This window comes from Jannaschia maritima, from assembly GCF_030973515.1.
Classification (GTDB): domain Bacteria; phylum Pseudomonadota; class Alphaproteobacteria; order Rhodobacterales; family Rhodobacteraceae; genus Jannaschia; species Jannaschia maritima.
Genome location: NZ_JARGZA010000014.1, coordinates 31,462 through 49,068 on the forward strand (window position 1 = coordinate 31,462; position 17,607 = coordinate 49,068).

23 protein-coding genes are annotated in these 17,607 nt (G+C 69.5%); 11 read left to right on the top strand and 12 right to left on the bottom strand.

Annotation, left to right across the window (positions count from 1 at the left end; translation table 11 throughout):
• Positions 1-2: 2 nt before the first annotated feature.
• From sctR to P0084_RS13690, 12 genes are all read right to left on the bottom strand, one after another.
• On the bottom strand, positions 3-656 hold the full coding sequence (gene sctR / locus P0084_RS13635) for a type III secretion system export apparatus subunit SctR (protein ID WP_308917415.1): 654 nt from the start codon (positions 654-656) through the stop codon (positions 3-5).
• Complete coding sequence (locus P0084_RS13640; RefSeq protein WP_308917416.1) at positions 646-1,635, bottom strand: FliM/FliN family flagellar motor switch protein; 990 nt, start codon at positions 1,633-1,635, stop codon at positions 646-648. Before P0084_RS13640 ends, sctR begins: the two co-directional genes overlap by 11 nt.
• Complete coding sequence (locus P0084_RS13645; RefSeq protein WP_308917417.1) at positions 1,632-2,114, bottom strand: hypothetical protein; 483 nt, start codon at positions 2,112-2,114, stop codon at positions 1,632-1,634. Before P0084_RS13645 ends, P0084_RS13640 begins: the two co-directional genes overlap by 4 nt.
• On the bottom strand, positions 2,111-3,391 hold the full coding sequence (locus P0084_RS13650; RefSeq protein WP_308917418.1) for a FliI/YscN family ATPase: 1,281 nt from the start codon (positions 3,389-3,391) through the stop codon (positions 2,111-2,113). Before P0084_RS13650 ends, P0084_RS13645 begins: the two co-directional genes overlap by 4 nt.
• The gene (locus P0084_RS13655) at positions 3,388-4,011 is read right to left on the bottom strand and encodes a hypothetical protein (protein WP_308917419.1); all 624 of its coding nucleotides are present in this window, start codon (positions 4,009-4,011) and stop codon (positions 3,388-3,390) included. The genes P0084_RS13650 and P0084_RS13655 overlap by 4 nt, the downstream gene beginning before the upstream one ends.
• Complete coding sequence (locus P0084_RS13660; RefSeq protein WP_308917420.1) at positions 3,998-4,588, bottom strand: hypothetical protein; 591 nt, start codon at positions 4,586-4,588, stop codon at positions 3,998-4,000. The genes P0084_RS13655 and P0084_RS13660 overlap by 14 nt, the downstream gene beginning before the upstream one ends.
• The gene (sctJ, locus tag P0084_RS13665) at positions 4,585-5,301 is read right to left on the bottom strand and encodes a type III secretion system inner membrane ring lipoprotein SctJ (protein ID WP_308917421.1); all 717 of its coding nucleotides are present in this window, start codon (positions 5,299-5,301) and stop codon (positions 4,585-4,587) included. Before sctJ ends, P0084_RS13660 begins: the two co-directional genes overlap by 4 nt.
• 28 nt (positions 5,302-5,329) lie before the next feature.
• The gene (locus P0084_RS13670) at positions 5,330-5,743 is read right to left on the bottom strand and encodes a nodulation protein NolB (protein ID WP_308917422.1); all 414 of its coding nucleotides are present in this window, start codon (positions 5,741-5,743) and stop codon (positions 5,330-5,332) included.
• An 86-nt stretch (positions 5,744-5,829) separates the two neighbouring features.
• Positions 5,830-6,645 carry a hypothetical protein gene (locus P0084_RS13675; RefSeq protein WP_308917423.1) on the bottom strand — a complete coding sequence of 272 codons (816 nt, stop codon included), beginning with the start codon at positions 6,643-6,645 and terminating at the stop codon, positions 5,830-5,832.
• Between the two features lies 1 nt (position 6,646).
• Positions 6,647-7,783 carry a helix-turn-helix transcriptional regulator gene (locus P0084_RS13680; protein ID WP_308917424.1) on the bottom strand — a complete coding sequence of 379 codons (1,137 nt, stop codon included), beginning with the start codon at positions 7,781-7,783 and terminating at the stop codon, positions 6,647-6,649.
• Positions 7,784-7,962: 179 nt separating this feature from the next.
• Positions 7,963-8,319 carry a hypothetical protein gene (locus P0084_RS13685; RefSeq protein ID WP_308917425.1) on the bottom strand — a complete coding sequence of 119 codons (357 nt, stop codon included), beginning with the start codon at positions 8,317-8,319 and terminating at the stop codon, positions 7,963-7,965.
• Between the two features lie 225 nt (positions 8,320-8,544).
• Entirely contained in the window at positions 8,545-9,216 is a 672-nt protein-coding gene (locus P0084_RS13690; RefSeq protein ID WP_308917426.1) for a response regulator transcription factor, read from the bottom strand.
• A gap of 243 nt (positions 9,217-9,459) precedes the next feature.
• Here P0084_RS13690 and P0084_RS13695 point away from each other — a divergent pair, with 243 nt between their 5' ends.
• The 11 genes from P0084_RS13695 (at position 9,460) to P0084_RS13745 (ending at position 17,581) form a co-directional block, all read left to right on the top strand.
• Positions 9,460-9,699, top strand: coding sequence for a hypothetical protein (locus tag P0084_RS13695; protein ID WP_308917427.1), 240 nt, complete (start codon positions 9,460-9,462; stop codon positions 9,697-9,699).
• A 122-nt stretch (positions 9,700-9,821) separates the two neighbouring features.
• A complete protein-coding gene (locus P0084_RS13700) occupies positions 9,822-10,349 on the top strand; it encodes a hypothetical protein (RefSeq protein WP_308917428.1) in 528 nt (175 codons plus the stop codon).
• 49 nt (positions 10,350-10,398) lie between these two features.
• Positions 10,399-10,968: a hypothetical protein gene (locus tag P0084_RS13705; RefSeq protein ID WP_308917429.1), complete on the top strand. Its 570-nt coding sequence runs from the start codon at positions 10,399-10,401 to the stop codon at positions 10,966-10,968.
• Positions 10,965-11,147, top strand: a complete 183-nt coding sequence (locus P0084_RS13710) for a hypothetical protein (protein WP_308917430.1) — start codon at positions 10,965-10,967, stop codon at positions 11,145-11,147. Before P0084_RS13705 ends, P0084_RS13710 begins: the two co-directional genes overlap by 4 nt.
• Before the next feature lie 61 nt (positions 11,148-11,208).
• Positions 11,209-13,068: a hypothetical protein gene (locus P0084_RS13715; protein WP_308917431.1), complete on the top strand. Its 1,860-nt coding sequence runs from the start codon at positions 11,209-11,211 to the stop codon at positions 13,066-13,068.
• A 48-nt stretch (positions 13,069-13,116) separates the two neighbouring features.
• Positions 13,117-13,326 (top strand): hypothetical protein, encoded by a 210-nt coding sequence (locus P0084_RS13720; RefSeq protein WP_308917432.1) that lies wholly within the window; start codon positions 13,117-13,119, stop codon positions 13,324-13,326.
• A 64-nt stretch (positions 13,327-13,390) separates the two neighbouring features.
• On the top strand, positions 13,391-14,347 hold the full coding sequence (locus tag P0084_RS13725) for an FHA domain-containing protein (protein WP_308917433.1): 957 nt from the start codon (positions 13,391-13,393) through the stop codon (positions 14,345-14,347).
• Positions 14,348-14,359: 12 nt separating this feature from the next.
• Positions 14,360-14,710 (top strand): hypothetical protein, encoded by a 351-nt coding sequence (locus P0084_RS13730; RefSeq protein ID WP_308917434.1) that lies wholly within the window; start codon positions 14,360-14,362, stop codon positions 14,708-14,710.
• A gap of 2 nt (positions 14,711-14,712) precedes the next feature.
• Positions 14,713-15,108, top strand: a complete 396-nt coding sequence (locus P0084_RS13735) for a tetratricopeptide repeat protein (RefSeq protein WP_308917435.1) — start codon at positions 14,713-14,715, stop codon at positions 15,106-15,108.
• Positions 15,105-17,234, top strand: a complete 2,130-nt coding sequence (gene sctV / locus P0084_RS13740) for a type III secretion system export apparatus subunit SctV (protein WP_308917436.1) — start codon at positions 15,105-15,107, stop codon at positions 17,232-17,234. Before P0084_RS13735 ends, sctV begins: the two co-directional genes overlap by 4 nt.
• Positions 17,231-17,581: a pilus assembly protein N-terminal domain-containing protein gene (locus P0084_RS13745; RefSeq protein ID WP_308917437.1), complete on the top strand. Its 351-nt coding sequence runs from the start codon at positions 17,231-17,233 to the stop codon at positions 17,579-17,581. The genes sctV and P0084_RS13745 overlap by 4 nt, the downstream gene beginning before the upstream one ends.
• Positions 17,582-17,607 lie beyond the last annotated feature (26 nt).

Here is a 17,607-nt window from a genome sequence, read left to right on the forward strand (position 1 = left end):
CCTCAGCCCGCATAGCTCAGGATCAGACCCTCGACGAGGCGCGTCCACCCGTCGACGGTCACGAACAGGAACAGCTTCATCGGCGTCGCGATGATTGTCGGCGTCACCATCGACATGCCCATCGCCATCAGGATCGTCGTGACCACGAGGTCGATCACGATGAACGGCAGGTAGAGCAGGAAGCCGATCTCGAAGGCGCGCTGCAACTCGGAGGTCAGAAAGGCGGGGATCAGCAGATGCACCGCGTCGTCGGCGGGCGCGGCTTCGGGTGGTTCGGGCCACATCGCCACCGACGCCTCCAGGAAAAACACCCGCTTCTCTGGGGTCGTCAACCGCACGAGGAACTCGCGCACGGGCTCGATGCCGACCTCGATCGCACGCCGGATGCCCTCGACGGTCGCCATGTCGAGCCGGATCGCCGCCAGGCGGTCGGCCATCTCGCTGGCCACGGGCGTCATCACGAACACCGTAAGTGCAAGCGATATGCCGTAGAGTACGATGTTGGGCGGCGTCTGCTGCACGCCGATGGCGTTGCGCACGATGAAGAGCACGACCGCGATCTTAATGAAGGACGTGCTCATCACCACCGCGAAGGTGACGAGGCCGAGACCTAGCATCACCGTCAGCGTCGGCAGCAGCGGCGCTTCAGTTCCCATCGGCCCGCTCGAGGATCTGGACCGCGAGCCGGTCGCCAACTGCGACGATCTCGCCCACGCCCCACGGCACGCCAGCCACGCGAATCTCGACACGCGGCCGCGCTACGTCGATCTCTAGCGGCACGACGCACCCGGGTCCCAGGGCGGACAGCTCCGCGAGCGTCGCGGGCCGTCCCGGCAAGTGGAACTCGAAGTCGAGAGCGCCGCCCGTCGCGGACGGCGGCCGCGACGGCTCCGACAGTTCGGTCATGACGTCCTCCATTGTTGCTAGGTCTCCTTCGATCGTGACGACGCCTGCGCGTCGCCCCAGCGTGAGCTGACCGCGCCGCATCTCGAGCGAACCTGATGCAGGAAGCAGGACGCTGCCCGCGCCCAGCCGGACCAGGCGCGCCGCCGGTACGCGGATCGCGCCAATTCGGACGGTGGGGCGGACCGTCGGCCCCGTCATCGCGGCTCGGGGCAGCATCGCCATGGCCTTCGCCAGGAGCGGCAAGCCTTCCGCCTCCGCGTAGACCTCGACCCGGTGGACGAGCGGGCCCTCGCGGACCTCGAAGGCGCGCGTCGCCTGCCTGGCGTCTCCTACCGGGGACAGTGCGACGACGAGCTCCAGCCGCCCCGGCACGCCCTCGTCGAGCTTCGTTAGGGCCGCCTCGAAGAGCAGCTCGAGCGCGAGCGCCACCGGGTCTGCGCCCGACGCCGCTACGCCCGGAAGGACCGCGCCTGGGACATCCACGGCGAGCGCCGCGGGCATCTCGATGCGCAGGCCTGCCGCCACCCCGTCGCGCAGGACCGCGACCGCGACGCGATCCCGGGCCGGGACCCCGCCCGCGCGCACCGGCCGCACGGTCACCTCCCGTCCGCCGAGCGTCAGCCCAGCCGGAGCGACGGGAACGAGCGCCGCGTTCAGCGCCGCGACGCCGCCCTCGTCGGTCACCGGCCCGTCGGCGGGCGGGGGCACGAAGGGCCGAGGCGCGATCATCGCGGCCCCCGCGGCGCAAGCTCCTCGAAGGCAGCGGACTCGCGGCGCGCGCAGGCTCGGCGCGCACACTTCGCCTCGGCCTCCGCTACCTCCCGCGCGGCCTCCGCCTTCGCCGCCGTCGCGCGGTGGCGTGCCGCCTCCTGCACGAGGCGGTTGGCGGCTGCGTCGCGGGCCTGGCATGCCTGTTCGACGGCTGCCCGAGCGCCTTGCACATCCGACATGGCGGTGTCGAAGGCCTGGTCGGCAACCTCGAAGCGTGCCGCCCCCCTCCCGCCCCCCGTCAGTAAGCGCGCATAGATGCGGCGGTTTAGCTCCGCCATGCGCATCTCGAACGCGCCGACGGATCCTTCTGCGGCCGCGACACGCATGGTCGCCGCGCGCTCCGCACGTACGGCCGCCCCGAGATCGGCCTCCGCGCCCTGCAACCGGGTCAGCCGTAGCCGCAAGAGCCGGTCAACGCGATCCTGCTCCGCTCTCATCTCACGAGGCCTTCGAGAGCCACGACTGTCTCTTCGAAGTCCGACGCTTCATGGAGCGGTTGGCGTAGGAAGGCGTCGATACCGGGCATCCTCTCCAACGCGCGGTCTGCGGTGGGGTCGCGGCCAGGTTGCAGCTCGCCCACGCGGCGCAGGAACTCCAGCTCCTCGCGCATGGCGAGATCGGCGGCGATCTCACCCGCGGCGGCGGCATGCCCCGGTGCCGCGACCTCCGCCATGAGCCGACTCTTGGAGCGGGTCACGTCGATGGCCGGGTAGTGGCCTCTGCGTGCGAGTTCGGGCGAGAGTTGGAGGTGGCCGTCGAGGATGCCGCGAACCTCGTCGGCGATCGGATCGTCGTCCCCGTCGCCCTCGGTCAGCACGGTGTAGATAGCCGTTATGCTACCGGATCCCGACAGCCCGGCCCGTTCCAGAAGGCAGGGCAACCCGGCGAAGACTGAGGGCGGGAAGCCGCGGCGGACGGGCGTCTCGCCCGCCGAAAGGCCGACGTCGCGCTGCGCGCGCGCGTGCCGCGTCAGACTGTCCACTACCAGCAGGACGTGATGCCCGCAGGAACGAAAATGCTCGGCGATGGCGGTGGCGCATTCAGCAGCGCGGATGCGCTCCATCGCGGGGCGGTCCGAGGTGGCCGCGACGACAACGCTGCTGGCCATTGCCTCGGGTCCCAGGGTCCGAGCAACGAACTCCCCGACCTCGCGGCCCCGTTCGCCCACGAGCGCCACGACGCAGATCTCAGCCGAACTGCCGCGCACGAGTGCGCCTAGCAAAGATGACTTTCCCGCCCCCGCCTCCCCGAAGATGCCGATCCGCTGGCCACGCGCAAGTGTCAAGCAGCCGTCGATCACCCTGATGCCGGTGGCGAAGGGCTCCGAGACAAGCGGCCGCTCCATCGGTGGCGGCGCGCTCCGCCTGAGCGGGACCTGGACCGTCGATCCTTCGAGGGGTCCCGCGCCGTCGAGCAGTCGCCCGCAGCCGTCGATTACGCGCCCCACGAGGCCCGGGCCCGCGCCAACCATGGCGCGCCGACGCGCGCGCCGGATCTCGGCGCATTCCGAGAGGCCGGCCACATCGCCCAACACCGAGAGTACGACGCCCTCGGGTCTCAGCGCGACGACCTCCGCCTCCAGCGTCGCGTCCCGGTCGCGCACCTCGCAGACCTCGCCCACGAAGGCGCCCGGCAGGGATGCCACGAGACGGGCGTCCGACACGGCGCGAAGGCGGCCCGATGGCGCGTAGAGCTCGCTTGCCAGGACCGTCATAGGTCCGCCTTCGCGCGCTGCGCCGCGACGACCTCTGCCGATGCGATTTCGATGGCGGCCGCCTCGATCCGGCCCCTGTCCACGACGATGCGGCCCCGCTCGGTTTCGATCTCCGCGGTTCCGGACACGAGCTGCGCATCGACGGTCGCGGGCACGGCATCGGAGCCTAGGGCGGCGTCTGCGGCGTGGCGGGCGTCGTCGTCGGCGACGCGGATCGCGCGCAGCTCGGGAAGCGCGTTGAGCGAGACGGCCCGGGCGACCGCCGCACCGACGAAGCCTGCGTCGTCGATCCGCTCGAAGACCGTCCGCAGCGCCGCATCGACTGCGCCGCGCGCGAAGGTCTCCTGCTCGGCGAGATGAGCGTCGAGGGAGGCCCGCATCAGGGCGACCTCCGACGCGGCCTGTCTCATGCCCTCCGCCCGACCCGCCAGCCGGGCGGCGTCGCGGGCGGTGCGGAACTCGCCACGGGCGTGCTCGGTCCAGCGCGCGGCAGCCTTGCGCGCGCGATCCATCACCGCACCGGCCGCGGTGCAGGCTTCGAGCTGGTGCGGCTCGAGCGTTGTCGCTCCTTGGCGCGCCAGCCACGATGCGATCTCCGGTGTCACCTCAATCCGTCGCATCCTCCGCCTCCTTCAACCAACGCAGCGCGGCCGCGTCCTCGGCCGGCTCGGGCAACGGTGCGAAGCGCAGCGCGAGCCAGCCGCATTCGGCGGCTTCCGACCCCAAGGCACGGTGCACCAGCGACAGGCCGCGCCGTAGCGCATCAGCCCGATCGACCGGGAGCGGCCCACTCCCCCGACCGGGCGGCACGGACCGAACGGCCATGAGACAGGCGTCGGGACCCAGCACCGCGAAGGCCTCGCGCCGTGCCTCGGCCCCGATCCGGACCCGGATCGCATCTGCCGCGTCGGCGGCGCAGCAAAGCAGCAGATGCCGTTCGGCCGCCTCCGCGTCCCCGGTCAGGAGTGGCAGGACGACTGTTGGGACCGGGCCGTTCAGCGCGAGTGCATATCCGCTCCGCGCGGCAAGCTCGCGCGCCAGACGCGCCCGCAGGCGCGGGCTGCCCGACAGGCGCGGCGCGCAGGCGGCGAGCCCAGCCTCGTCCAATCCGAGCCCGGCGCACGCCCAGATCTCGCCTGGCAGGTGACGCAAGAACGCGCCCAGTGTCAGCGCATCGGCCGGGATCCCCGCGCTCATTGCGGCGCCGTGATGCGGATGTCGGACCCCTTGCGCCGCGCGAGGCTGACCAGGCTGTGGCCGCCGAGTGCGAGGATCGGCAGGAAGCCCAGCACGGCCACCAGCGTGTAGGCCGCCGGGGGCTCCGCCGACGCCTCCGCAGGTCGGTCCGGGGTCCGATCCTCGGACACGGCAGCGACCGGAAGGAACACGACTGACACGTTCTCGTAACGCAAGCCCTCGATGCTGTTGGCGACGACCATCTTCATTTGCGACATCAGCCGCGCTACTGGGGCATCGGCGACGTGGCGGATCACCACGGAGGCGGAGGACGGCGTCGCGCGCCGAGACAAGGGGTCCGAGGTCGGCAGGACGATGTGGACACGCGCTGAAACAACGTCGTCTATTTCCGAGAGGGTGCGCGACAGTTCCTGGCTCATCGCAAAGACGAAGCGCGCGCGCTGTTCCATCTGCGACGGGACGAAGCCGCCGCCGCCGAAGACGTCGCCTAGCGTGTCGTAGCGCTCCTTGGGAAGCCCACGCGTCCGCAACAACGCGACCGCACGGGCGAAGTCGGTCCGGTCAACCAAGACCGAGATCGCGTCCCCGGTGCTGCGGCGCTCGACGTCGATGCTAGCCTGCGAGAGCACGGCGACGATCTCGTTGGCCTCCTGCTCGTCGAGCGCGCCGTAGAGCTCCTGCCGGCAGCCGCCGAGCAGCATCAGCGCCAACATGGCAATCGCACATGGACTAGGGCGCATATCAGTTCCCCGACATAAGTTTATTAAGTGACTTCGTCATCCCGGTCAGGCCGCTGCTGAGCACCGAGACCTGGACGGCGTGGGAGTAGGCACTGTTGAAGTTGCTCATCATGTCCGAAAAGGAGGGCGGCGTCGGTTTCTCCTCCTCGATGGCCGTGACGTCTTCGGGGGCACCGCGCTCGAAGACGGACACGTCGCCGCCGATGCCGGACAGCCGGCCCGCCTCGTAGCCCAGCGAGTTACGCCCGAGGGTCTCGGCACGCATCGCGAGGCGGTCGCTTAGGGACGGCTCGGCCGACGGCGCACGTGCAATCTCGGCGTCCCACCCGGTGGTGCCAGCATCATTCCCCGCTGGGGATGCTTGCGCGGGAATCAGGTCGGGCTGGGGTGGGATTGGTCCGACGCTGTCGATCATGGGTGCTTTCTCGCCGTCCGCGCGGCCCTCGCGGCCGCCCGATACCGATGAGGCCGGGACCTTGCGCGAAGCTTACCGGGGAGCGGTTAGATCAGCCGGCGCAGGAAGGCCCTGAGCGCGAGGTTCGAAGGCACGTCCAGCCGCTTCCGGAGGCCGCGCAGCCGCTTGCGCGCGATGGCGTCGAGCGGCGCATCCTCCAGCAACGATGCCAGGGCGGCGCGGTCGTCCGCGGGGAAATCGGACGCGAAGGCCGTCAGCCGGTCCACGTCGCGCCCCGCCCGACCCAGGGGGAGCAGCTCGATCCGGGTCGCTATGCGGCAGGGCGTGTCGGCTAATGCGTCCCGTATGAAGCAGGGCACGACGGTGACGCGCGCCGTCGGTGCGCCGTCGCGCATCAGCAGCTCGGACCCGCCTACCCCCCTGCGCCAGTTCACACAAGCCGCTAGTGTACCCATTCCGGCCGCGATGGCAGGGGGCCCGGCGGGGCGCAGGAGCTCCAGGTCGCGCAGTTCCATCATCTCAACGCCATGGGCATCCTCGAGCTGACCGCCGGGTCCGACAAGAAGGACCGATCCAGGCCGCAGCCCTTGAATCAGGCGCGCTTCGGCCGCCAGGCGCCGGCGTGCAGTGAGGTCGCGGGCCGCCATAGCATCGAGTAGCTCCTCCCCAAGGATGGCCGCCTGCCCCGCTAATACGTTCTCGGACGCGGGTACAACGCGCAGCTCCCGCCGCGTCCCGTCGGGAGCCTCGCGGCGCGCGGCGACGGCGCCGGCGTGACCGAGCACGCCGTAGACCGCAACGTGGTAGGACCCGGCCGTGCCTGGCGCGAAACACTCCACCGAGAAGGCTCCGACCAGCTGACCCAGCGCGGCTGCCAGCTCGCGCTCGACCTCGGGAGGCATCTCAGCCAAAGATGGCGGCGACGTCGGACCAGTCCGCCCCGCAGGCGGCAGCCTTTTCGCGAATCGTAGCGATGGTGCCGCGCAGCGTCGCGGGCGCACAGCCCTCCATGAGGCATATCTCGTTCGAGTCGTGTCCCTGCGCGATCGCTATGGCAACGCGCGTCTCCTTAGCGGTCAGGCCGAACGGGTCGATCGGCCGAGGGCCCGCCCGGGCCGCGTCGAGTGCACGTGACACGACCTGCCGGCGGTCGTAGGTATTCGGGTCGGGCAGGACGCGCGCGACATGGCGCGGTCGACCAGCGGCATCCCGGATCAAGACCAGGTCGGGTTGGGGCGGCGGGCCGATCGGCGCGTGAGGGTCGGTGGGGCGTGTTAGCATCGCGGGTTGTGGGGCCGGCCCATGCAGGAAGGCCTGCAGAAAGCGGTCCGAGATGATGTCGCGAGCGTGCAAGTGCCCGCCACGCGTCTCGAAAGCGTCGCCGGCCCGAAGAGTAGCCCGCGCTGCTTCGTTCGTTTCCCGCAGACGGCCTTGCCCATCTGTCACGAAGACGCTGACTTCCTCGATCTCGAGCAGGTCGGACGACCTGTAGAGGTCCGCGTCAGCACCGACCAGATCGAGCACCCGTCGCCGCGCCGCGACCGAGGACGCGACGATCTCGAAGCGTCGCAGCGTCGCCATATCCTCGGCGGATGGCCGCCAGCCGCCCAGGAAGCTTACGTAAGTAAGCAGCAGCGCTCCCCCTCCGAGAGAGCGCACGTGAGCGACGAACCGCGTGGCGTCCAGCGGGCGGAGGAACTCGTTGTAGATTGGGTCCGTGCGGCGGGCCTCCTCGTCGAACACGTCCTCATCGTCGATCCAACCGGACCGCGCGCCCGTAGCCGCGGCGAGAAGCCGCCGGTCCGACCCGCGGAAGCTCCGCAGGTACTGATGATCGGGGGGCAGCAGATCGGGGTTGCCCGGGAAGTGGTGCCAGGCGGCGCGGTCCAAGACAGGATCGACGGCAATCGCGTGGGCAATCGTATTGGGCAGGACGGTCCCGATCTCGTCGAAGAGCGATCGCAACACCTCGCTGGGCTCGATCTCGATCGGCGGCATCGCACCCCGGCCGAGGCTTCCGATGCCCTCCGCCTCAAACATGGCAAGAATTCACCGGAGGGAGACCAAGTTTTACATAATGCAAAAGAAGTGCGGGTTTCATCGGTGGTCCCTTCTGGTCTCACGGGTCGCAGCTGCCAGTCCGGCGGTCCTGGCGGATCGGACGAGGAGAGACGTCCGATCCGTCAACGTAACCGTCTGCCATCCTAGGACCCTTACGTTTAGCGCGTTTCGGACAGATAGCACATCGCCTGCCGCGCACCGGCGGCATCGCCATGGCGTAGGCCGCTGCCCGGCACCTCCGGGACGCCCTCCACCAGCGCAACCCAAAGCGCGTCCCACGCCATGTCGCGTGATAGGCCATCGCACCGGAATCCCTTCAGCACCTCGAGCGCGGGGACCGCGACATCGCATTCCATCCCGAACTCGTGCAAGCTCGCCTGCGTCACCGGCTCCGGCCGAGTGGCGGGAACGCGCTGCATGAGGTCCTCAACCAGCCGACCCATGTCCTCGCGCGCGACCAGTTCGGCCACGCGCGCGGCCTCCTCCTCCGTGAGTGCCTCGGTGATCTCCAGCATCCTGGTATAGCTCCGGACCAGAAGGTCTCCCTGCGGCCCATCGCACCCATCGCAACACATGACGTTTCGAATCCATTCCTCGCTTGGCCCCGGGCGGAGGCCCGGAGCATGCGGTCCGCGCCGCCGTCCCGGCGATCGCGACCCCAATCCCCGGAAGCGATCGTCGCCCTACCTCTCAGTTACCTTACCGAGAAAGCGCAGTCCGAAGGAAGGCTGTCCGTGCGGTCACGCCTCGAGCGCGTAGCCCACCCCGCGGATCGTGACGAGCCGGGTGCGTACGCACGCGCGCCGGAGCTCGGCGCGCAGTCGATGGATGGCCACGTCGATCGCGTTGGCGCTCACCTCATCGCCGAAGCCGTAGAGCCCCTCCTCCAACCGACGCCGGACGACGACGCGCCCGTTCGCGCGCATCAGGCACTCGAGCATCCCGAGCTCGCGGCGAGCGAGGCGTAGGTCCCTGCCGTTGACGCTGGCGGTCCGATAGACGGCGTCGAACGCAAGATCGCCGAACCACGTCACGTCCTGCTCGCGCGTGGGCGGGCGCCGCAGGATCGCCCTGACGCGCGCGAGCAGTTCGCGCTCGTGAACGCAAGGGCCGACCACGTCGTCGGCCCCGCCGTCGAGCGCGGAAACCCGTCTCTCGCGCGCGTCCTCGGGCACGTCGAGCAGGACGATGGGCTTGTCTGGACGCCGATGCCGCGCATCTTTGATGTAGGAAACCGAATCCCGGCAGGGCAGCTTGTCTCGGACGAAGATGAGATCGTAATCGACCGTTGCCATCGCGGCGTCCGCCTCCGCGCCATCGGCGACGTCGATGGCGAAGCCGTCGTTCTGCAAGGTCGTCCCGAAGCGTTCGGACGCCCTGAACGGACGTCCCTCCACGAATAGAAGTCTCATCTGTCTTTCCCCCAGTTCTTCCGCCGGCAGTTAGGCGGCCGCACGATGGGTCGAGCCCTCGCGCTATTCCATGCTATCGGCCGGGGAGAGAACCAGCGTCGAGCAAGCGGAAAGGTTCCCGCTCGAACGAATTCAATCAAGCCTAGATTCGCTGATGGTCTCCGGCATCAGCGGATTTCCGCAAAGTAAGTTTCGCGAAAGGTTCGCCCTTCCTCGTCGTGACGAACGAGGCGGAGGTCGGACATGACGAACGACGAAGCCGGCGCCCCGGTCGGGCGCCGTCCGGGCGAGGCAGCGACGGTGCCCAAGGCGCAAGACCGCGATCCCGACTGGGACCGCGCGCTCCTCGAGGCGCCCGGTGAGGCCGTCCAGGCCAAGACCTTCCGACCCGGGCGCGGCTACGTGCTCGCCAAGCGGCCCGCCCGCGAACCAGCCCCGGCGCACGAGCGTCGCGCGGTCGCTGGCGAAGGGTCGCAGAAATGAGCGGGGGGCATTGGCTGTCGGCGCTAGCGGCGGCGGCGGCACTTGCGACGGCGACGCGAGCCGCCGACTTGAGCGAGCGGATCGGGCGGGGTGCGGTCCCCTATGCGATCACGCAGGCCCCGTTGCGCGACGTTCTGCGCGACTTCGGGGGCAACTTCGATCTTCCGGTGACGACCGATCCGGGCGTCGAGGGGATGGTGCTGTCGCTGCGCGGCGCATTCACGCCGTCCGCGTTCCTGGACGCGCTCGCGACGCGGCACGGTCTGGTGTGGTACTTCGATGGAAGCTCCATCCATGTGTCGCCGGCCGCCTCCATGCGCTCGATCCTGGTCGATACGTCGGGGATGGACCTCGAGACGATGGTGGCCGGGCTCGAAGAGCTGGGGGTCTGGGACGCGCGCTATCCGGTCGTGCGCACCGAGATGACCGACATCGGCATGCTGACCGGCCCGCCCCGCTACGTGGACCTGGTCGAGAACGCGTTCTCGATGATGACGGCGGAGCCCGAGGAGCCGCCAACCTCCCGGACGGTACCGGGAATCGTGGTGATGCGCGGCCGGGCCGTCTCGGTCTGGCGCGGCGCCGCCGAGGTCACGCCAGATTCTGCGCCCGAGGCGGCCGCCGAAGAAACTTCGACTTCGACAGATTGACGAAAGACCCACGCCCGAACCTCCAAGTATAGCCTACGGGAGCAAGACCATGAGCGCCATCGCCGCCGGCATCGTCGCCGCAGTCCAGAGGGGACGACAGACCTTCGAGGATGCGAAGAAAGACGGCAACATCTCGGGTGGCGAGATCTTCGACATCGTCGCCAACTCCGTCGCCGCCGGCTTCGCCGCATACGGGAATGTGAAGGCTGGGCGCCCGCCCGACCTGCCGACTCCATCGGCGACCGAGGGCTTCTCGCGGGACGGCGACTACGGGTTCGGCGCTGCGACTTACGCGCCCACCGAGTACACGGAGGCCGACAGCTACGAGGTCGCGCGCGACGTGGCGCTGCCGACCTACGGGCAGGAGGCGACGGGCTACGACCGGCCCGAGACATCCTCGCCGCCGCCCCCCGCGCCGGATCGCGTCGCGGTCCAGCGCGACGAGGGCGGCGTCATCGCCGACATTCCCCGCGGCCGGCCGCCCGCGACCTTCGGCCTGCCAGGCCAGGTCCTGCGCGCCTACGACCCCACGCGCGAGGACGACGAGGACGGCGGCCGTGCGATCCCGACGTGGCGCGTCCCCGACGCGACCACCGGCATCGAGGGGGTCGAGCGATGAATCTGGAGCCCGCGCAGGCCCCGACCGACCCGTCCGCCGCCGCGGACGCATCCGATGACACCGATCCCAAGACCGCCGAGGAACTGATGGAGGAGGCGTTCAACTCGCTTCTCACCAACGCGATGTTCACGGTCCTGCGGGGCGCCGTCTCGACCTTCGAGGAGGGGCTCGAGGACTAAGCCCCGGGGTCTGGAACGACTACAGAAATCCGTCCGTCGCAACATACAAGGAGACCCGGAGATGACGATACAATCCGTCGGCGAAGCCGATCCGACCCTGACGATCGAGTTCAGGAACGACGCGAAAGACCAATTCGAGGTCGATATCAGCAAGGCGAGCGTGCTCAACGGGTTGTTCGAGACCATCGATGCCGCCGTCGACCGCCAGCAGGCCGAGGGCGACACGCTCTTCGAGAAGGGCGACCCGGCCTACATCGCGCTCAACAACCTGCGCGCAGAGGTCCGCGACCTGATCAGGGGGGAGCAACGCGAGAACGACTTCTTCGACGAGGACGGCGAAAAATATCTCTACGCCCTGAATAACGAGCTACTCCAGCTCAAGAACAACGGAATTAGCGGGGACGGCTCGCTGCAGCGCCTCGAGAACGTGGCCGAGAGCTTCATGGCGGCCTACGGGCGCGCGACGGCTCCCGTGGAGGTCGTGCCGGAGGCGGTACCCACCCCCGCCGATCCTGCGCCGATCGACCCCATGCCGACGCTCCCCGAGGAGCCTGAGGCGGATTTCCCGGAGACGGGCTCGCTGGCCGATCAAGCCGGCTACTTCCTGGACCGCTCCCTCGGCAGCCAGTCGGTCGAGGCCAAGAGCGAGTTCCTCAGCGCCGGGATCGACCTTCTGATCGCGGAGTTGGAAGGTCGGTCGGGGGGCGACGCGGTCGAGGTCCCCGACGTCGCGCCCGTCACCCCGTCGCCCGACGGCTTCCGAGGCGCGGAGGAACGTCTCGACGACGCCCTTGAAGCGTTCACGGCCGTGACCGACGACGCGCTTGCCAAGATCGAGGACGTCCTTGAGGGAGACGCGGCCCGCAACTTCCCGATCCCTGGCCTCACGGATCTGGTGCGCGAGATGCGCGCGTCCTACGACGACGACGCCCTTTTCCTCTTCATCGAGGAGATGAGCCCGTCCGATCTCATCGAGGAGGTCCAGTCCCACGCGCAGAACGCCCTGGAGAAGTCGGCAGGCGACCTTACCCCGCAGGCCGCGGCCGATCTCATCGAGGCGGCCATCGTCAAGATCGAGGAGGGCCTCCCGGAGCTTCTCGACCGCATCGAAGGGCCGACGGACGGCGACATCAGCGTCAGGAGAGACATCGATGCCCTCGACGGCGCCTTGACGTTCTTCGAGCAGGCGATCGAAGGCACGCTGGCCGAGATCTCGGAATATGCCGGCCGCGGGACACCCGAGATGTTCGTCCTGCCGAAGGTGTTCGACCTCGTCGAGGACCTGCGCGCGGCGGCAGGCGTCGAGGGCGAGCCGCCCTCGCAGATGACGATGCGCGAGATCGTGGACGAGGTGAAGGACATCCTCGGTCGCGAAATGGGCGACGAGGCGGGCGGCCTGACGATCGAGCGGGCGGCCGAGCTGATCGGCGCCGCGGCCGCCGAGATCGACGGCCTCCTGCGCCCCGAGTTCCGGGTCGGGGAGGGGCCGGAGACGCCTCCGGAGGTGTCGCCGGACCCCGTCCCCGACCTGTGGGACTTCGACGCGGGCGCGCTGATTCCGCTGCTGCGAGCGATGGACGAGGCGAATCGGCTCGTGTTCGACCTATCGGAGGACGGGCGGATCGAGATCGGCGAGATCGACCCGCTTGCCAAGCTCACCGCGGCCACGGGGGCTATCTCGGAGGCCCTGCTCGACAACCTGGAGGATGGCGGGGAAGTCAGCGCCGGAGAGCTTCAGAAGATCCTCGTGCAGATCAACGGCGCGCAGCAGGCGTTGGCCGACACGGCCGCCGCGATGCGCGGCGACGGGACGTCCGTTCAAGTCGACGCGGACCCGTCCAAGATCGCCGCGATCATGGACCGCATCAATCACGCCGTGCAGGAGATCGAACTCCAGCTCGGCGACCCCGGCGACGAATGATCGCCACAACCCAGTGGGCGCGTCCCACGAATCCAAGGAGAGAAGACGATGAGCGATGGCGTCAAAGCGACCGAAGAGACCGGGACCAGCGGCATGCCAACCGAAGAGGACGGGAGCGTCGATCCCAAGAAGTTCCAGGATCAGCTCGATCAGTTCGAGTTGACCTACGCGCAGATCACCGATCAGGCGCAGCAGTTCCAGGTGCTCGCTGCCGAGCTCAAGAACATCAAGAAGGTCGCCGACGCGACGATCTCGTGACGGCACGCGGCGGCCCCCTCCTCCCTGGGGGCCGCCGCACCACCCGACATTCCGGAAGCCCGCCATGCCCGCCAATCTCCGCATCCTCGACGGCCTCCATGCCGGTGCCCGCGCCGACCTGCCGCCCGGCTCGCATATGGTGGGCAGCGCGGACGGGGACGACGTCGTCCTGCTGGACGACGGCATCCTACCCGGCCATCTGCGCGTCGTCGTTGCCGGGGACGGGATGCGGATCGAGGCCGCGGGCGAGGCCTGCACCTTCGAGGCCGGGCCCCAGCTACCCGAGGGCAACGTGGCTTCGACGACCACCCCCTGCGTGCTCGAAGCGGGCGGCATCCGCATCGCGTTCGACCCCGGCATGCCCGATCCCCGCAGAACCGGGCCCGCGCTGTGGCTCGCCGCCAGCCTCGCCGCAGCGACCGCGATCTGGACCATCTTTCCCACGGAGCCAGAAGCCGGGTGCCGGATGCTCGGCTCCTGCGCCGGGAACCCGATCGAGACCGCGCCCCGCCGGGAGGCGCGAAGTCTCGACGCGCCGAAGCGGGCCCCGATCGACCCGATCCCCATCCTCTTCGACGCCGCCATCGCGCCCGCGCGGCCCGCCCCGCAGGGCCCGGCCCACGCAGAGGCCGAGCTCGCCTCCGGGTTGGCCCAGGCGATCGCCCGGCACGATCTGAACGCGCTCGACTATACGCTCGCCCCGGGGCTGGTGCGCTTCTCCGGCGAGCTCGGACTCGAGGCGATGGGACGCTTCCGCGCGCTGCAGCGCCGGCTCGACGAGGATCATCCCGGCCTGGTCCTCGACTCCTCGGACGTCGTGGCCGTCGCCGAGCGCGCGAAGACCCCACCCCTGCCCCGCATCAGCGCGCTGTGGCATATCAAGGACCCTTACGCGCTGATCGAGGGCCAGCGTTTCACGATCGGCGAGACGCTCGCGGATGGCTGGGTCGTCGAGGCGATCGGCGCTTACGACTTGACGCTGCGCTTCGACGATCACCGCGTCACCGTCCGGATGGACTGAGGGAGCGCCTGTATGGTCAAGATCACCGCCCGAAAGCCGCCCATCGACCGGGTCGAGCGCGCCGACGAGGTGGCGCTCGCTCGGGTGGAGGCGCACAAGCCCGTCAGCCATCCCGAGAAGCCCGCGGCGATCACGGTGACGGCGGCCGATCCGCTCGAGGCGGCCTTGTGGTCCGAGATCGGGCGCCACCGCTATGGGCCAGGTACGTTCCGCCAGGAGCTCGAGGCGATCACCGCGCTCTACCGAGCGGCGCGTGCGGTGACCTGCGAGCGCGAGCTGCGGCGCGCGCACTGGGTCCTGAAGGGCGAGCTGCAGAAGTTCGAGGCGCTGGACGCCTTCCTGTCCGGCGTCGTGAAGGGATGAGCATGGGCCGCCCGCGACGCTCCGGCCCCGCGCTCTCGCCACGTCAGTGCGAGATCCTCGTGCTGCTGGCCGACGTGTACCACCGGCTGGGCTGCCAGCGCCGCGCGATCGTGCTGGCCGAGCTCGTCCAGCGTCACGCCCCGTCCGACCCCCTGCCCGCTCGAATCCTCGTGCGCGCGCACCTTTCGGAGGGGGACGCCGAAGCGGCCCTCGCGCAGCTCGACGTCCTGCTCGAGCATGAATACGAGACGGCCGAGTTGGCCTTTGCGCTGCGCGCGCGCTGCCGGGCCTTCGCCCAACTCGGACGGCGCGATAACGCCCGCATGGCCTGGGCGGAGTACCAGGGCCTCGTCGACGCCGCGGGCGTGGGCGAGACGCCCCTGTCGGCTGTCGCATGAGGGCCATCGCCGCACGCCTGCCCGAGGGGCGCGACCTGCTGATCGCGGGGCTGCTGGCTGGGATCGTCGGGCTGATGATCCTACCAATGCCGACGGTCTTGGTCGACGCGCTGATAGGGCTGAACTTCGGCGTAGCGTTCCTTCTGCTGATGACGGCAGTCTACCTCGTCACGCCGCTCGCGCTGTCGTCGCTGCCGGGCATCATCCTGATCGCCACGACGTTCCGGCTGGCACTGTCGATCTCGACCACGCGCCTGATCCTGGCGGAGGGCGACGCGGGCCGCATCGTCGAGACGTTCGGGCGCGTGGTCATTGCCGGGAACGTGGTCGTGGGCCTCGTGATCTTCTTCATCGTCACGATCGTGCAGTTCGTGGTCATCGCCAAGGGCTCGGAGCGCATCGCCGAGGTTAGCGCGCGCTTCACGCTCGATGCGTTGCCCGGCAAGCAGATGGCGATCGATGCGGAGCTGCGCTCGGGGGACCTGACCAACGCCGAGGCCGCCGAGCGGCGCAGCGTGCTCGAGCGTGAGAATCAGTTCTTCGGGGCGATGGACGGGGCGATGAAGTTCGTGAAGGGCGACGCCATCGCGGGCATCGTCATCATCCTCATCAACCTGGTCGGCGGACTGCTGATCGGCATAACCCAGTTCGGCATGACCTTCGCTGAGGCATCGCGCCGGTTCGTCCTCTTGACGGTGGGCGACGCGCTCATCTCCCAGATCCCCGCGCTCCTGGTTTCGATCACGGCCGCGGTGATCGTCACCCGGGTCAAGGGCGACGGGCCGCGCAACCTCGGGGCGGATATCTTCGGCCAGATCGGCGCCGACCCGCGCGCGACGGGGATCGCCGCCGTGGGGCTCGCGGGACTGGCGTTGATCCCAGGCTTTCCCACGGCGACCTTGTTGCTATTGGCAGGGTGCTTCGCAGCCGGCTCGGTGCTGATGCACCGCGGCAAAGCGGCGGCCACGCCCGATGCCCCGCCCGAGGCGGACGCGGGTTCGGAACGGGGCGCCGTGCCCGACCCGCTGGCGCCCGACGACGACACGCGCGCGATCCTGGAGTTGTCGCCCGCCCTCTTCGAGGCACTGGGCCCGACGCGCGCTGCCGAGGGCTTGGTCGAGATGGCCGCGCAGGTGGGCGACGCGACGGGCGTCGCGCCTTGTACGATGGGCCTGCGGCCCGTCGATGGGCTCGAGGATGCACAGTTCAGGGTCTTGATCGACGGCGCCCCCCATGTCTGGGGCACCGTCCGGGCGGCGCATCTCTACGCGGCCGACATGCCTACCGTCCTCGAGGTCCACGACATTCCCTTCGAGCCGCGCAAGGTCGGCCCCTGGCGCCGCGACCTCGAGGTTCCCGAGATCCACGGCCCGCGCCTCTCGGAGCTGGGCGTGCCCCATTCCGACATGCCTTTGACACTTTTCGCGGACGCGGCCCGCGGCGTCGTCGCCCATTACCCGATGCTGATCGGCATCCAGGAGGCCAAGAACGTCCTGGCACGCGTCGAGGCGGACTACCCCTTCCTCGTGGGAGAATGCGCTCGTCTGGTCCCGCTGCCCAAGCTCGCCAACGTGTTCCGCCGGCTCCTCGACGAAGGCGTCTCGCTATCGAATGTGCGTAAGATCCTCGAGACTTTGGTGGAATGGGCGGCAGCCGAGAAGGATCCACTCGTCCTCGCCGAACACTGCCGCGTGGCGCTCCGCCAGCAGCTCTGCCAACAGGTCGCCGACCGCAGCCGCGTGATCTCGACCATCGTTATCGAGCGGGCCTCCGAAGAGCTGCTGCGCGCGGGGCTGCGCGGGACGGACCAGGGTACGTTCCTCGTGCTCGCCGAAAACATGTCGGCGGAGCTCCTGCGCGTGGTGAACGCGCAAATCTCACAGCTCGACCCTATCGAGGCGCGACCGGTGATCCTGACCTCCATGGACGTCAGGCGTCACGTAAAGGCCTTCCTGAACCGCAACCTCGTGGAGATCGACGTGCTGTCTTTCCAAGAACTCAGCGACGACTACACGGTCGTCCCTTGCGCCACCGTCCGGCTGGGCGAGGCCGCCGCCCGCGACGGGCGGATGCCGCTGCGCGAGCAGACTGCGCTCGCAGTCACGACCTCGGAGCGAGCGGCATGACCGGTCGTGCCGCCCTGCGCGCGACCGCCGCCGCGGCGCTCCTGGCCGTCGCCTGGCCGTCGAGCGCGCAGCAGCCCCGGGAGGTCGAGCTTGCTTCGAGCGAAGGCTGGATGCAGATCATGCAGTCGGAGGGACGGCTTCTACGGCTCGACCGGCCCGCGGCCACCGTGCTCTTGGCGAACCCAGCCGTCGCGGATGTCCAGATCGTCTCGGAGCGCACGATGTTCGTGCTCGGAAGTTCGGCGGGGCGCACGCAGCTCATCATCCTGGACGCGGAGGAAGAAGTGATCGGCAGCGTCACGCTCAGCGTCACGCGATCGCTGGCGGCGTTGCACGCGGGCTCTTGAGCCTGCGCGGGCGGCCGACGGGCACG